This is a genomic window from Chloroflexota bacterium (assembly GCA_014360905.1).
Taxonomy (GTDB): domain Bacteria; phylum Chloroflexota; class Anaerolineae; order UBA2200; family UBA2200; genus JACIWX01.
On record JACIWW010000030.1, the window covers coordinates 1 to 14,816 of the forward strand.

Below are 14,816 nucleotides of genomic sequence, written 5' to 3' on the forward strand. Positions count from 1 at the left end.
CAGCCTCTGCCAATAGCTGCGCTTTGATCTCTGCACGGGTGCGTTTCATCTTAGATTCCTTTCTCTTGAGCTTCGATTCTTCCCTACATTATGCCCCAAATTTGCCCCCAAATTGAAATACACCCATTAGGATCTGCCAAGTTGCTCAAAACCAATAAATATGTTATAATGTAAGCGGTATCCGACCAGGTCGGGCAATCGCGGGCCAGCGCTTGTCGGTAGATTCCTGCATTGCAGGTATGCCGAGACGGCTGGCTCGAGGAAAGTCCGAGCTCCATAGAGCACGATGCTGGGTAACACCCAGGCGGGGTGACCCGACGGAATAGTGCAACAGAAAGCAGGTCGCCCTGTGGCGTACTGATTACGCTGCGGGGTCAGAGTGCAACGGTGGTGTAAGAGACCACCAGCGGGCCAGGTGACTGGTCCGGCTAGGCAAACCCCATCGGGAGCAAGGTCAAACGGAGGGCGCCATGGCCTATGCCATGCCGGGGCTGCTCGTCCCGTGACCCTCAGGTAGACCGCTAGAGACGGCAGGTAACTGTCGTCCCAGAGAGATGATTGCCGTCCTGCGCGATTTTGCCAGGATACAGAACTCGGCTTATAGACCTGGTCGGGTATCACGTCAGTTCCAGGCCAAAAGGCAAGAGGCCATCTAGACCTCTCCCAGTGGCCCGAATTGTGTGGTCGAACCTTAAAATTTAGCCTGCAATCCCCCTCTACCCACTTTACAAAAATGGAAAAATGTGGTAGAATATGGTAAGAAATGGGGCTTTGTGGGGAATTGACCCTGCAAAATAGCCCCAAAACGGAGCCCAGGTGGGGGGATTTAGAACAAATGTTCTTAGGCCGGTTCGAACACACGATTGATGACAAAGGCCGATTGACCATCCCAAGCCGGTATCGTACTACTCTCTCCGCCGGAGTGGTGATCACACGCGGTATTGATGGCTGCCTGTTTATCTTTCCTATCGCCAGATGGGAGCAGTTATCGGAGAAATTGGAACAATTCCCTACCATTACTCAGGACGAATCCCGTTCTTTCGTTCGTTTTTTCTTCACTGAAGCCATTGATTGCCTGCCCGATAAGCAAGGCCGCATCTTAATCCCCACTTACCTCCGTGAATATGCTCAATTGCGCGACACGGTGATCGTCGCTGGAGTGCGCGACCATCTGGAAGTCTGGAACCCTGAGGCCTATGCCAAGGACAATGCCAGGCTGGAGAAGGACGTGCGCGCCTTCGCTACCACGCTGAGCCAACAGAGAATCCTATGAATGGCCACGAGCCAGTGCTCTATGCGGAGGCGATGTCCCTTCTTGCTCCGCATCCAGGAGGCGCGTACATTGATGGTACTGTAGGTGCCGGAGGGCATGCCAGGGGCATCTTGGAGCTCTCTGGCCCCGATGGCCGTTTGTTGGGCATTGACTTGGATGTGCAAGCCCTACAAAGTGCCCGCCAAGTGCTCGCAGGCTATGGTGCACGCGTTACGTTGGTGTACGGCAGTTTTGCCCAACTCAGCGCGATCGCCCATGAGCATGGTTTTTGCCCCGTGGACGGGGTGTTGCTGGATTTGGGACTTTCAACAATGCAATTAGCTGCACCGGAGCGGGGTTTTTCTTTTCAGTTAGAAGGACCTCTTGATATGCGCTTTGATATGTCGGCAGATACGACGGCAGCCGACTTGATCAACATGCTGCCGGAAGATGAGTTGGCAGACATCCTCTACCGCTATGGCGAGGAGAGGATGTCCAGACGTATCGCACGTGCCATTGTCCAGGCGCGCCCGTTGCGCACAACGACCGAACTGGCGCAACTGGTCACACGGGTGGTCAGACGCAGAGGGCGTATCCATCCTGCTACTAGGACGTTCCAAGCGTTGCGCATCGCGGTCAACAACGAATTGGAAGTGCTTGCCCAGGGTTTGGAGCAGGCGGTGGAAGTATTATCCCCCGGAGGGCGGCTGGTAGTGATTGCTTTTCATTCCCTTGAGGATCGCATCGTGAAGCATTATCTCCGTGAGCAGTCCAGAGGAGATCGCAGCGGTCACGGTCCGATATTGCGTATCCTGACGCCTCATCCCATTCGCCCTTCTCTAGCAGAGCAGGAGAGGAATCCGCGTAGCCGCAGTGCTCGGCTGCGCGCAGCGGAAAGGCTTCCTTCCGCCGGTAGCGGTAAGACAATGGGGTAATAAGGAATGGATAAGCGCAGGGTTGGTTCACATAGTGGGCATGTGCTGGAATGGGCTGCATCTCATAATGGCATAAGCAGATCTGTGCCGAACGCTCCTTCGGGCAGGGCAAGTTTGGAGCAATCACGTGACGTGACGCACTGGTTTTATGCGTTGGCTTTGTTGTGCCTCATCAGCCTATTGGCTTTCCTGTATCTAGCCCTGGCTAGTTATGTGGCGAATGAGATGGATGCAACGGGGTCGTTGGAGGCGACGATTCAAGCTCTGAAGAAAGAGAACAACAAGCTACGCTTGGAGATTGTGTTAAAGGAAGATCCGGCGCGAATCCAACAGGAAGCTAGAGCAATGGGTTTTGCCGAGCCACAGCACGTGGAATATGTGGAAGTGGTACTGAATGAGCCGGTTGTGTCATCACCCGATGCTGCGAGCAACAGTCAGCAATCATCAGTGGCAGATGCCCCACCCGCGCCAGGTTGGTGGGCCAACATCCTACGTCAGTTCCGGGCTTGGATTGATGAAAGTGTCATACCAACTGAGCAACCCAATGAGCAGTAAAGCAATGGCGGAGGAATAGATGCACACGGATACCCCAGCAGAAACCCAGTTCTATCGCAGGGCATTTGCCCTGGCTGCGCTGTTGTTGATCGTGGTGGCGGCTGCCATAGGAAGGCTGGCCTACCTGCAGTTCCGGCGTCCACCTTGGGTTCGTCCGGACGATGTAGTGCAACGCATTGACCTACCGGCACAACGCGGGAACATTTATGACTGTCACGGCTATCTATTAGCTGTAGATGCTACAGTTTATGACATTATGGCGATCACGGATCAGATTACGGACACACGCCGCGTCGCGGACAAGTTGGCGCCATTGCTGCAAGAACAAGCAGAAAAGTTGCAGGGCTTGCTGCGAGAGAAAAGCGCCCATGTACACCTGAAGCGCGTATTCAGAGAAGAGGTGGTGAAAAGCATTGAGGCTTTGGGCATGGATGGCTTGATGGTTATCCCAAGGCTAGGCCGCGTCTATCCCCATGAGGAGCTGGCTGCCTCGGTGCTGGGCTTTGTCACAGATGATAAGCAGGCTTGCTATGGCGTAGAAGCGTATTACGATCGCTTCCTAACCGGTGAGGCAGGTTTGCGCGAGATAGAGCGCGATGCAATAGGCAGCCTGATGTACAAAGTTAACCCTGCGCGCGATGGCGCAGATTTATATTTGACTCTCGATCGGAACATGCAACAGATCGTGGAGGAAGTTCTGGCCAAGGCTGTGGATACGAACAAAGCCCAAAAGGGCGTGGCCATTGTGATGGACCCCAAGACGGGTGCCATCTTGGCCATGGCTGTGTATCCTACCTATGATCCGAATACCCGTGCTGTGACCGACCAGAATGTCTATGTGAACAGTGCTATCAGCGAGCTTTACGAGCCGGGCTCTGTGTTCAAAATCGTTACCATTGTTTCCGCCTTGGATGCTGGGATGATTACCCCGTCGAGCACATACTATGACCAAGGACAGATTGTCGTAGGGGGCCGCGTGATCCGTAACGCGAATGGCGTAACCTATGGCCAGACGACCATGACGGACTTGCTGGCCTATTCCTTGAACGTGGGTGCAGCGCACGTCAGCACAAAACTGGGAGCGCGCACGTTCTATGACTATGTGCGCCGCTTCGGTTTCGGCCAACTGACTGGTGTTGACCTGGCCTATGAACTTTCAGGATGGGTGCGGCTACCGGGTGACAGGGAATGGCATGAGTCAGATTTGGGAACCAATTCTTTTGGGCAGGGTCTTGCTGCAACCCCACTACAGATGCTCTGCGCAGTGGCAGCAGTGGCTAACCAAGGGGTCATGATGCGGCCGCGCATAGTGTCGCGCATCGTAGATGGCGACCGGGTGACGGAAGTCCCGCCGCAAACGATAGGGCGCGTCGTCTCGGCTGAGGCAGCCGCGCAGGTAACGCAGATGCTCGTATACGCTGTGGACAATGTGTTGACCTTAGCTGCCATTCCGGGTTACAAGGTGGCCGGGAAAAGCGGTACCTCACAGGTGGCTAGGCCCACTGGGGATTATGACCCGGAGCAGACTATCGCTTCTTTTGCCGGCTATGTGCCGGCAGATGATCCAAGGCTGGCGATACTCGTTGTCATATATCGCCCCCAGAAGGAGCATTGGGGCATCAGGGCCGCAGCGCCAGCCTTCCAGGAGATAGCTCAACGGCTTCTGGTTTTGCTCGCTGTACCGCCCGATCATGTGCGGCTGAGCAGGCAGTAGGGTTAGTAGGGTTTTGGACATGGCATTGACGCTTGCTGATGTATGGAGTGCATTGGGCCAGGGCCCTTGGCCCTGGGAAGAGATGGCTCGTCTGCCGTTTACCGATGTGGTCATTGATTCGCGTGCTGTCGTGGAAGGCAGCTTGTTCGTAGCCTTGCCAGGCGAGCATACCGATGGGCACTTGTTTGTCGGCGATGCTTTCCGTCGTGGAGCACGGGCAGCGCTCGTGCATCGCGCAGTAGATGATGCTGGCACTCTGGTAGATGTCAGGAAGCCGCTCGATGCTGAGGTGCCAGTCCAATTGCCAGTGTGCTTTGTGGTACCCAATACCTTGGCCGGCCTGCAAACTCTGGCTGCTTACTGGCGCAGGAAACACGCAAAATGCCGAGTGGTCGGCATCACCGGCAGCGTAGGGAAGACCACGACGAAAGAACTGATCGCTGCGGTGCTACGGCAGCGTTTCTGTACTTTGAAAAGCCCAGAGAATTACAACAATGAGGTGGGACTACCGCTGTCTGTGCTGCGCCTGCATCAAGATGTGGAGTGGCTGGTACAGGAGATGGCGATGTATGACCTAGGTGAGATCGCGCTCCTATCACGGATCGCTTTGCCAGAAGTGGGCGTGGTGACTAATGTTGGCCCTACGCACCTGGAGCGCCTGGGCACGATCGAACGCATCGCCCAGGCAAAGGCCGAGTTGGTGCAGGCTTTGCCGCCAGAGGGACTGGCGGTGCTGAATGGAGACGATGCACGCGTGCGTGCCATGGCCTCCTTGACTTCGGCGAAAAGCGTGCTCTACTATGGCCTGGAGCCGCACAATGATCTCTGGGCAGATGAAATTCAAACGCGCGGCTTGGAAGGGCTATGGCTGCGCTTTCACTTTCGAGGGCAGTCTGTGTCTGCGCACTTGCCTCTGTTGGGGCAACACAGCGTGCACAGTGCTTTGGCTGCGACTGCTGTGGGCCTGAGTCAAGGGTTGATCTGGGAGGAGATCCTCACTGGCTTACAGGACAAATCGGCGCAAGTGCGGCTGATCGTAGTCCCAGGCGTGCGCGGCACTACTATTTTGGACGATACCTACAATGCCAGCCCCGCTTCCACTTTGGCTGCGCTCAACCTCCTGGCTGAGATGGATGGGCGTAAGGTCGCAGTTCTTGGAGGGATGCTGGAGTTGGGCAGTTATGAGACAGAAGGACACCGCCTAGTTGGGCGACGAGCAGCAGAGGTAGCCTCTGTGTTGGTTACAGTTGGCCGACTGGGGCATCTGATTGCAGAGGAAGCAATCACTACAGGCATGCCCTCTTCTGCTGTGCATGCTGTTGCGGACAACGATGAGGCGGTGCAGGTTCTGCAGCAGATTCTGGTTGAAGGCGATTTTGTCCTGGTCAAGGGGTCGCGGGGGATTGCGATGGAGAATATCGTGTCCAGACTAGCGAGAGGTGAGTGATGGCCCAGGCACTTTTGTGGGGCAGTGTGTCTTTTCTGTTGGCCGTGCTCAGCGGCGGGCCGCTCATACGTCTGCTGCGCCGCTACCGAATTGGCAAGACCATCCGCATAGACGGGCCAGCCAGGCATCAGGTCAAGATGGGGACGCCAACCATGGGCGGGTTGATGATACTCGTCCCTGTGCTCTTGGTCACCGTGCTGACCAACCTGATCGGGCGATATTCGATTTTGATGCCTTTGGGAGTGATGATTGCCTATGGCCTGCTGGGTCTATATGACGATTGGCGCGGCATCCACGACCGCTTAGGGGTGGGGATGTTGGCCCGGCTCAAGTTTCCGTGGCAAGTTGTGATTGGCTTGCTAGCGGCATTAGGACTGCGTTTTGTCCTGGATTTGGGTGGCATGGCCGTGCCCACCTTTCCCAAGGAGTTCGACATTGGCTGGTGGTATCTGCCGATTGCCACTTTCTTGATCGTTGGCACTGCAAATGCCGTCAACCTAACCGATGGCCTGGATGGCTTAGCAGGTGGTACGAGTGCCATTGCCTACATCGCCTATGGGGTTATTGCTTATTTGCAGAACCAGATCTATCTAGCTACCTTCTGCTTCACAATGGTCGGTGCCATCCTGGCTTTTCTGTGGTACAACGCTTACCCAGCGGAACTGTTCATGGGCGATGTTGGTTCGATGGCCATCGGGGCAACGCTAGCCACGGTGGCCTTGATGACCGAGCAATGGCTTTTGTTGGCGGTGGTCGGGGTCGTCTTTGTGGCAGAAGCAATGTCCGACCTATTGCAAGTGGGGTATTTCAAATTGACCCATGGCAAGAGGTTGTTCAGGATGGCTCCCTTGCATCACCATTTCGAGTTGCTAGGCTGGTCGGAGGTGCAGATTACACAGCGTTTCTGGCTGATTGCGATTCTGGCGGCGATGGTGGGCATTGCCCTGGCGTTGTGGTAAGTCAAAACCCAGCCAGGATTCATGCTTCGGGATGAGGTATAGCGTGAGCACAGGACAATCTGATGTGCGCGACGAATGGAATCTGAAGGGCAAGCGGGTTACGGTGCTTGGACTTGGCCGTGAGGGCACCGCTCTGACGCGCTTTCTGGTCGAGCAGGGCGCTCATGTCACCGTCAGCGATCTGAAAGATGCCTCGCAGTTGCAGCCGGTTCTGGCGCAACTGAATGGCATGCCCGTGCGCTACTTCCTGGGCGGCCATCCGCAGGAGATTTTGGATTGCGCTGTGCTCTTCGTCAGTCCAGGAGTGCCATTGGATGCACCGATTGTGGTGGAGGCCAGGCGGCGTGGCCTGACGCTGAGCAGCGAGTCGCGCTTGTTCTGTCGCCTATGCCCGGCACTCATTGTTGGGATCACCGGGTCGAGTGGCAAGACAACGACTTCCACTCTGGTTGCCAAGATGTTGGAGAAAGGTGGGCACACTGTGCACCTGGGCGGCAATATCGGCAATCCGCTCATCAACCGCTTGCCTCTGATACGCCCAAGCGATATAGTGGTGATGGAACTATCCAGCTTCCAGTTGGACTTTTTCGACCCATTGTTCGGTGCGCAGCCGCACGGCGATTTGGTCAGCCCGCTTTTCCCACCTGGTGGCTGGAGCCCACCCATTGCAGCGGTGCTGAATATCACACCGAACCATCTAGACCGGCATCCAACCATGGAGGACTATATTGCGGCTAAGCAGAAAATCGTGCGCTATCAACGGCCACGGGATCATGCCTTGCTCAATCTCGATGACGCAGTGGCGCAGAGCTTTGCTACCCATTGCCTGGGTCGCATCGCCTTCTTCAGCCTGAGCAGGCAAGTCCCGCTTGGGGCTTACCTGAAGGGGGACAGCCTGGTGCTGCGCAGTGAGGGCCGCGAGACTGCAGTGTGCTCCGTTGGCGAGATACGCTTGCGCGGGCGGCATAACGTGGCCAACATGCTGGCTGCCTGCGCCATTGCCAACCTGCTCAGTGTGCCCGTGCAGGCAATGGCTGAGGTGGCAAGGACTTTTGCGGGAGTGGAGCACCGCCTGGAACTGGTGTGCAAGTGGCGCGGCGTATGGTACTACAACGATTCGATTGCCACATCACCGGAGAGGGCAATAGCAGCGCTCAATTCTTTCGCTGAGCCGATCGTGCTGCTCGCTGGCGGGCGCGATAAGCATCTACCATGGACAGATTGGGCCGACCTTGTCCGGCAGAAAGTGGTACATGTCATTGTCTTTGGCGAGGCTGCGGCATTGATCGAGAGGGAGTTATATAAATTGGGCGGCCAGGTACCGCCGGTGCATCACGCTGAGAGCCTGGCCCATGCTGTGCAATTAGCCGCCGAATTGGCAAAACCCGGCCAGGTAGTGCTCTTCTCACCTGGCGGAACGAGCTTTGATGCCTTCCGTGATTATGCGGAACGAGGAGAAACCTTCAAGCGCCTGGTTCATGCTTTGTGCCATCCGTGCTGCACAAATCAGGGTGGAGCGTGAGGAAACTATGGGTACCAAACAAAGAGCAACGATGAGGATAGACTATCCGCTACTGTTTGTGGTTTTAGTGCTGGTTATCCTGGGATTGATGATGATCTACAGTGCGACCTTCACCTGGGAAGACCAGGTTGCTATCCTGAGTAAGCAGGCAACGTGGGCAGTGCTGGGATCGGTTTTGCTCCTATTCACAGCGCGACTGGACTATCGCATCTGGCGCCGTTTGGCTTTGCCTCTCATGGGTCTTGCAGTTCTGGCCCTTATCGCAGTGCTGTTCCTAGGAGACAATCAGGAGGGTGTGGGCGCTGCGAGCTGGTTTCACGCAGGTTCCATTCAGCCCAGCGAATTCGCCAAGCTGGCCTTCATCATTTACATCGCGGCTTGGCTGGCTTCGAAGGGGGATAAGATTCGCGACATCACGTACGGCTTGATTCCCTTCTCTGTGCTGTTGGGAATTGTGGCCGGGTTGATCCTGCGGCAGCCAGATCTGGGCGCAGCCATTCTCGTCGTAGCCATTGCCGTCGCCATGTTTTTCATCGCTGGCGCTGAGGTTGTGCAATTACTCATTAGCCTGGTTGCTGGTGGGGCAGCTTTTTATCTCATTATCAAGAATTCGGAATATGCTTATAGACGGATACAGACATTCCTGAATCCAGCTGCCGACCCGCAAGGCGATGGATATCAGATTTGGAGGAGCTTGTCAACTCTGAGCTCGGGAGGCATAGCAGGACGCGGCCTGGGTTCCGGCATGGAAAAGTACATTTTACCCCTTTCGCACACGGATACTATTTTCTCGGTAATTGGCGAGGAACTGGGTTTGCTGGGTGCTCTCATCGTCATTGGCCTGTTCTTGTTTATTGCCTATCGCGGACTAGTCATTTCTTTTCGGGCGCCTGATACGTTCAGCACCTTGCTTGCTTTTGGCATCACTTGTTGGATTTTGTTCCAGGCGATTATCCACATCGCAAGCAATACCAATACGTTGCCTTTCACAGGCATTACTTTGCCTTTTTTGAGTTATGGTGGATCATCGCTCACGATGTGTATGAGCGCGATGGGAATTTTGCTCAGTATCTCACGGGTAGGTGTGGAAAAGGAGCGCAGAACCAGTGCGGTGTTTGCTTTCGGGCGGCGGAACCGGCGGCCATATCTATCCCGCTCTCGCCGTCGTGGAAGAATGGAAAAGCGCCAGCATTAGTGGGGATCTCCCGGAGCTAGAAGCTGTGCTCTACGTCGGGACGGCAGGGGGACTGGAGTCCAAGATTGTCACCAGAGCGGGAGTGGAGTTCCGTGCGGTGCAAGCCGGGGCTCTGCGTGGTCTGTCGCCCTGGCGGACGCTAGTCAACAGTTGGGCATTGCTAAAGGGCATAGTCCAAGCTTGGCGCATCCTACGTGCTTTCCAGCCAGATGTCGCGCTGGCGACAGGGGGCTATGCTTCTGTACCAGTGGTGATGGCTGCCTGGCTGCAAAGATGTCCGGTGTTGATCTATTTGCCGGATATATTGCCAGGTCTGGCCATTCGCTTTCTCGCCCATCTGGCGAGACGGGTGGCAGTATCTTTCGATGCTTCGCTGTCTTATTTTGCGTCGGACAAAGCAGTGGTCACGGGCTATCCCGTGCGCCAAGCATTGTACGCGGGGAATCGAGCAGAAGCGCGAAAGCGCCTGGGTCTGGTTCCTGAAGGACGGGTGGTATTGGTGCTGGGCGGCAGTCGGGGTGCGCATAGCATCAATCAGGCAGTTGCAGGGGTATTGGAACGGATGCTGAGCATGGCACAGGTTATCCATGTGGCTGGGGAGACGGATGCGGCTTGGCTGCGAGAGCGATGGGATGCGTTACCGGTAGACCTGCGCCAGCATTATCATCTACACGCATACCTGCATGAGGGAATGACCGATGCGTTGTTGGCCGCAGACTTAGCCGTCGCACGTGCGGGTGCGGCGACAATGGGCGAATTCGCAGCGGTTGGATTGCCAAGCATTCTGGTACCTTATCCGTATGCCGGACGGCATCAGGAAGCCAATGCTGATTTCATGGTTGACCATGGCGCTGCGCTGAAGGTCCCCGATCACAGTTTGGCGGAAGGGGCATTGTGGCCTCTGCTAGAAAACCTGTTGGTTGATGAGGAAAGGTTGCGGGCTATGTCGGATAATGCCAGAAAGCTGGCTAGACCGGGCGCAGCGCGGGCTATTGCGCAGCAGCTTGTACTGCTGGCGGGAGGGTTTTAATGGGTACTCCGTTCACGGTAGTGATACCATTTGACCACTTGCTACTCTTGTTGATGGGACTGTTCATGGTCGTCGGAGCCATGCGTGGTTTTTATCGCGAAGTGATTACAACGGTCGGTCTGGTAGCGTTGCTTGTCTTGCTGTTGCAACCCGGACTAGCAGCACCGATTATCAACTATGCCTCCAAATTGGTGCGCTTGATCCTGGCTTTCTTTGCCAGTCATGGCAGCGTGGACCTGCCAACACTGATGTCTGTTTATGAAAAGATCAGTGTGCCCTTTGACGGCCGCAATCCGTATGCCTTTCTCATCGTGGTTCTGGTGGGGTTTGTCCTGTTGTCCTATGGCACGCACAACGGTAAAGACGTGACGATGCTCAGTCGTATCCTAGGCGGTGTATTGGGTTTGTTGAATGGTTATCTGGTCATCAACTTGTTCAAAGAGTACGTCGTGAAATACATTCAGGAGAAATATCGGGCGCAAGGCGTAATAGCGATGGCGGAAACATCGCCAGAGCAAGTCTCGGTGGCTTTGCAGGATTTGCCCACGGGTGGACTGCTGGCAGGGGATCGCTGGCAGATTTTGCTCATCCTATTGGGAGTGATCGCTGCGTTATTGTTCATAAGCACGGTGACAGGTCTGTCTCTAAAGAAGAAGGAAAAGAAATGAGGGAACAACTGTGCTGCTGAGCAAAGAACGGGTGAGACGCGTGCATTTCGTAGGTATTGGAGGCATTGGCCTCAGCGCCATTGCTCGTGTCTTGCACGAAGATGGCTATCAGATTTCGGGTTCTGATAAGCAGCAGACAGCGCTCACGGCTGAGCTCGCGAATTTGGGCATGGAAATCCATCGTGGTCATCACCCTCAGAACGTCGCAGGTGCTGACCTAGTGGTTGTCTCCTCAGCGGTGGCAGAGGACAACCCAGAGGTTGTGGCCGCCAGGGAGGCGGGCATACCGGTAGTCAAACGTGCAGATCTTCTCGGTGAGATGATGGCCAACAAGTTTGGCATCGCTGTGGCAGGCACTCATGGCAAAACGACGACGACCGCCTTTATTTCTTTCGTGCTGACCAAGATGGGGTTTGATCCTACATTTATCGTTGGTGGTATCTTGGAAGACCTGGGGACCAATGCCCGCCATGGCCAAGGACCGCATTTCATCATCGAGGCGGATGAGTACGATTACATGTTCCTAGGTCTGCGCCCACGTTTGGCCGTGGTCACGGTCATCGAGATGGATCATCCTGATTGTTTTGCGGATATCGAGGACATGATGCAAGCCTTTCGGCGCTTCGTGAATTTGCTGCCAGATGGAGGCACGTTAATCGGTTGTGCGGATCAGCCTAGGGTGTTGCAGCTAATCCAGCAAGTGGGGCAGGAACAAGCGATAGATTTGATTACGTATGGGTTGAAAGATGGTGCCTGGCAGGCTCAGGACATACGCAGCAATGAATTCGGAGGCAGTGACTTTGACGTGTGGCATGGTGGTCAGGTCGCAGGGCGATGCTGCTTGCGTTTGCCAGGCCTGCACAACGTCTCCAATGCCCTTGCTGTGCTGGCAGTCATGGATCGTTTGGGCCTAAACACGGAAGAGGTACTGCCACTGTTGACCCAGTTTCGGGGCGTACGTCGGCGCTTTGAGATCAAGGGCGAGGCCAAGGGCATCGTGGTGATTGATGATTATGCACACCATCCGACTGAAATCCGGGCCACATTGGCAGCAGCTCGAAGGCGCTATGGCAATAGACGCTTGTGGGTGTTTTTCCAGCCCCATACCTACAGCCGCACCAAAGCATTGTTGGATGAATTCGCCACTAGTTTTGGCGATGCAGATCATGTCCTGATCTCCGATATTTACGCTGCTCGTGAAACCAATAACCTAGGCACGAGCGCGCGGGAATTGGTGCTGCTCATGCACCATCCCGACGTGCACTATGTGCCTACTTTGCAGGAGGCCAGCGCCTATTTGCACAAAGCGCTGCAACCTGGTGATGTCCTGCTTACCTTGGGCGCAGGGGATGGCTACTTGGTTGGTGAGACCATCCTGCGTGCTCTGAGTGGAGATGAGGGTACAACAAGATAGTGGGACTTGCTGAATTGAGCACTGCTCTGGGGGATAAAGCAATAGCAAATGAGCCGTTGTCTAGGCACACGACCTTTGGCATTGGCGGCCCGGCCGACCTGTTTGTCGTAGCGCATACGTTGTCGGAATTGCGACGCTATGTTCGCTTGGCGTGGGAGCAGGGTGTGCCCTATTTCATCCTGGGCAGTGGCGCGAATTTGCTGGTGTCCGACAAAGGCATTCGTGGCCTGGTGATCCACAACCAGTGCCAAGACGTGCAGATTCTGCCTGGAGGGGAAGAACAAACGGGATTGGTCATCGCAGAGTCAGGAGCCGCAATCCGCGCCGTTGCCCGGCAGACCATCGCTCAGGGATTGGCCGGGCTAGAGTGGGCAGTGGACGTACCCGGCACGGTGGGCGGTGCAGTAGTGGGCAATGCAGGGGCTTATGGCGGCTACGTGAGCGATAGCCTGCGCGGTGTCACCGTCTTCTCACCGAAGGATGGAGAACGCTGGTGGCGAGCAGATGAGCTTGATCTCGGTTACCGAACCAGCCGCTTTAAGCGGAGTGAGCATGCTGGTGACCCTTCACCGGTGATCTTGTCGGCTACCTTCGCCTTGCGCCGAGAAGACGCCGCGTGGATTCAGCAACGCGCTGCAGAATACAGCCAACGCCGTGCTGAAAGCCAGCCTACTGGCCTCAGCGCAGGCAGCGTCTTCAAGCGCACGGAGAAATATCCAGCGGGTTTCTTAATCGAGAACGCGGGTCTGAAGGGCAAGCAAATCGGCGGCGCGGTGGTCTCTCCCCAGCATGCCAATTTCATCATCAACCTGGGCACAGCAACAGCACGTGATGTGCAGCAATTAATTGAGTTGATTCGAGAGACGGTCTATGCCAAGTTCAAAATTCAACTCGAACTGGAGATACAACTGGTAGGAGAGTGGTAACTCTTTGCATGGGAGAGGCTTTCTGAAGTGCCTCAAGGGATAAAATCATGCGCAAGATCAGAGTAGGAGTGGTCTTTGGAGGACGTTCTGGCGAGCACGAGGTCTCGTTGATGTCTGCTAGGTCCGTCATGGATGCTCTTGACAAGAAGCGATATGAGGTAGTGCCATTGGGCATTACCCGCCAAGGCCGGTGGGTGACTAGTGGAGACCCATGGCAGACGTTACAGGCTATGCTACGAGAAACTGAGAGCGTCCAAAGGAACGCCGCAAACAGAGGACAGAGTGCTCACCCCACCCAACGCGAGTTGGTGCCAGGAATTGGAGCGGAGGGTATCCCTTACGTGGATGTGATTTTCCCCGTGCTGCATGGTCCCTACGGCGAGGATGGAACGCTGCAGGGCTTGCTAGAGATGGCAGATATCCCCTATGTGGGGGCAGGCGTCCTTGGCTCAGCACTGGGCATGGATAAAGCGGCGATGAAAGCGATTTTCCGAGCGGAAGGACTACCGATTGCGGATTATGTGCTGGTCATGCGTTGGGAGTGGGAAGGGCATCGTGCTGAGGTTTTGCGGCGGATTGAGCAAGGCATTGGCTATCCGTGTTTCGTCAAGCCAGCGAACTTGGGCTCGAGCGTGGGCGTATCAAAGGTCCACGAACCAACTGAACTGCCCGCTGCCCTGGATATTGCCGCGCGCTACGACCGCAAAATGCTGGTAGAGAGAGCGATCGATGCGCGCGAAATCGAGTGCAGTGTGCTGGGCAATGACCATCCCATCGCTTCGCTGCCAGGCGAGGTCATACCCAGGCGCGAATTCTACGATTACGAAGCCAAGTACCTGGATGAGGCAACGCAATTAATTGTCCCAGCCGATTTGCCTCCGCCAAAGGCGGCTGAGGTTCAGGAACTGGCCATACGGGCGTTTATTGCACTGGACTGTGCGGGCATGGCACGCGCCGATTTCTTTCTCGACCGTCGTTCAGGTCAGCTCTACATCAACGAACTGAATACCATACCAGGCTTTACCGCGGTCAGCATGTACCCCAAGATGTGGGAGGCCAGCGGTATCCTGTATCCCGAATTGCTCGACCGGCTGATACAACTTGCTTTTGAACGTCACAGGGATAGAAGGCGCATTTCGACATCGTATAAGACAGATGACCATTAGGAACAGGCAAAGCTCAAGACGAAGAAAACAGGG

General features: G+C 55.5%; 13 protein-coding genes and 1 other RNA gene. All 14 read left to right on the forward strand.

Going from position 1 to position 14,816, the window contains the following annotated elements:
- Positions 1-182: 182 nt before the first annotated feature.
- Positions 183-617: RNase P RNA component class A (rnpB, locus tag H5T67_11155), an RNA gene on the forward strand.
- Between the two features lie 218 nt (positions 618-835).
- On the forward strand, positions 836-1,273 hold the full coding sequence (gene mraZ, locus H5T67_11160; protein MBC7245868.1) for a division/cell wall cluster transcriptional repressor MraZ: 438 nt from the start codon (positions 836-838) through the stop codon (positions 1,271-1,273).
- Positions 1,270-2,187, forward strand: a complete 918-nt coding sequence (rsmH, locus tag H5T67_11165) for a 16S rRNA (cytosine(1402)-N(4))-methyltransferase RsmH (protein MBC7245869.1) — start codon at positions 1,270-1,272, stop codon at positions 2,185-2,187. Before mraZ ends, rsmH begins: the two co-directional genes overlap by 4 nt.
- A gap of 132 nt (positions 2,188-2,319) precedes the next feature.
- Positions 2,320-2,742 carry a hypothetical protein gene (locus tag H5T67_11170; protein MBC7245870.1) on the forward strand — a complete coding sequence of 141 codons (423 nt, stop codon included), beginning with the start codon at positions 2,320-2,322 and terminating at the stop codon, positions 2,740-2,742.
- A 19-nt stretch (positions 2,743-2,761) separates the two neighbouring features.
- A complete protein-coding gene (locus H5T67_11175) occupies positions 2,762-4,456 on the forward strand; it encodes a penicillin-binding protein 2 (GenBank protein ID MBC7245871.1) in 1,695 nt (564 codons plus the stop codon).
- A gap of 82 nt (positions 4,457-4,538) precedes the next feature.
- Positions 4,539-5,903, forward strand: a complete 1,365-nt coding sequence (locus tag H5T67_11180; protein MBC7245872.1) for a UDP-N-acetylmuramoyl-tripeptide--D-alanyl-D-alanine ligase — start codon at positions 4,539-4,541, stop codon at positions 5,901-5,903.
- The gene (locus H5T67_11185) at positions 5,903-6,862 is read left to right on the forward strand and encodes a phospho-N-acetylmuramoyl-pentapeptide-transferase (GenBank protein ID MBC7245873.1); all 960 of its coding nucleotides are present in this window, start codon (positions 5,903-5,905) and stop codon (positions 6,860-6,862) included. Before H5T67_11180 ends, H5T67_11185 begins: the two co-directional genes overlap by 1 nt.
- Positions 6,863-6,905: 43 nt before the next feature.
- The gene (gene murD, locus H5T67_11190) at positions 6,906-8,384 is read left to right on the forward strand and encodes a UDP-N-acetylmuramoyl-L-alanine--D-glutamate ligase (GenBank protein MBC7245874.1); all 1,479 of its coding nucleotides are present in this window, start codon (positions 6,906-6,908) and stop codon (positions 8,382-8,384) included.
- A 7-nt stretch (positions 8,385-8,391) separates the two neighbouring features.
- The gene (ftsW, locus tag H5T67_11195; GenBank protein ID MBC7245875.1) at positions 8,392-9,579 is read left to right on the forward strand and encodes a putative lipid II flippase FtsW; all 1,188 of its coding nucleotides are present in this window, start codon (positions 8,392-8,394) and stop codon (positions 9,577-9,579) included.
- Positions 9,491-10,609, forward strand: coding sequence for an undecaprenyldiphospho-muramoylpentapeptide beta-N-acetylglucosaminyltransferase (murG, locus tag H5T67_11200; protein MBC7245876.1), 1,119 nt, complete (start codon positions 9,491-9,493; stop codon positions 10,607-10,609). Before ftsW ends, murG begins: the two co-directional genes overlap by 89 nt.
- Positions 10,609-11,277: a hypothetical protein gene (locus tag H5T67_11205; protein ID MBC7245877.1), complete on the forward strand. Its 669-nt coding sequence runs from the start codon at positions 10,609-10,611 to the stop codon at positions 11,275-11,277. The genes murG and H5T67_11205 overlap by 1 nt, the downstream gene beginning before the upstream one ends.
- Positions 11,278-11,287: 10 nt before the next feature.
- The gene (locus tag H5T67_11210; protein ID MBC7245878.1) at positions 11,288-12,691 is read left to right on the forward strand and encodes a UDP-N-acetylmuramate--L-alanine ligase; all 1,404 of its coding nucleotides are present in this window, start codon (positions 11,288-11,290) and stop codon (positions 12,689-12,691) included.
- Positions 12,691-13,617, forward strand: coding sequence for a UDP-N-acetylmuramate dehydrogenase (gene murB, locus H5T67_11215; protein ID MBC7245879.1), 927 nt, complete (start codon positions 12,691-12,693; stop codon positions 13,615-13,617). Before H5T67_11210 ends, murB begins: the two co-directional genes overlap by 1 nt.
- Before the next feature lie 47 nt (positions 13,618-13,664).
- The gene (locus tag H5T67_11220) at positions 13,665-14,783 is read left to right on the forward strand and encodes a D-alanine--D-alanine ligase (GenBank protein ID MBC7245880.1); all 1,119 of its coding nucleotides are present in this window, start codon (positions 13,665-13,667) and stop codon (positions 14,781-14,783) included.
- Positions 14,784-14,816: the final 33 nt, after the last annotated feature.

What these genes read in the sequence shown, in the direction of transcription:
- mraZ (MBC7245868.1), top strand. Translation starts at nt 836, where the DNA reads ATGTTCTTAGGCCGGTTCGAACACACGATTGATGACAAAGGCCGATTG.
- rsmH (MBC7245869.1), top strand. Translation starts at nt 1,270, where the DNA reads ATGAATGGCCACGAGCCAGTGCTCTATGCGGAGGCGATGTCCCTTCTT.
- H5T67_11175 (MBC7245871.1), top strand. Translation starts at nt 2,762, where the DNA reads ATGCACACGGATACCCCAGCAGAAACCCAGTTCTATCGCAGGGCATTT.
- H5T67_11180 (MBC7245872.1), top strand. Translation starts at nt 4,539, where the DNA reads ATGGCTCGTCTGCCGTTTACCGATGTGGTCATTGATTCGCGTGCTGTC.
- H5T67_11185 (MBC7245873.1), top strand. Translation starts at nt 5,903, where the DNA reads ATGGCCCAGGCACTTTTGTGGGGCAGTGTGTCTTTTCTGTTGGCCGTG.
- ftsW (MBC7245875.1), top strand. Translation starts at nt 8,392, where the DNA reads ATGGGTACCAAACAAAGAGCAACGATGAGGATAGACTATCCGCTACTG.
- H5T67_11205 (MBC7245877.1), top strand. Translation starts at nt 10,609, where the DNA reads ATGGGTACTCCGTTCACGGTAGTGATACCATTTGACCACTTGCTACTC.
- H5T67_11220 (MBC7245880.1), top strand. Translation starts at nt 13,665, where the DNA reads ATGCGCAAGATCAGAGTAGGAGTGGTCTTTGGAGGACGTTCTGGCGAG.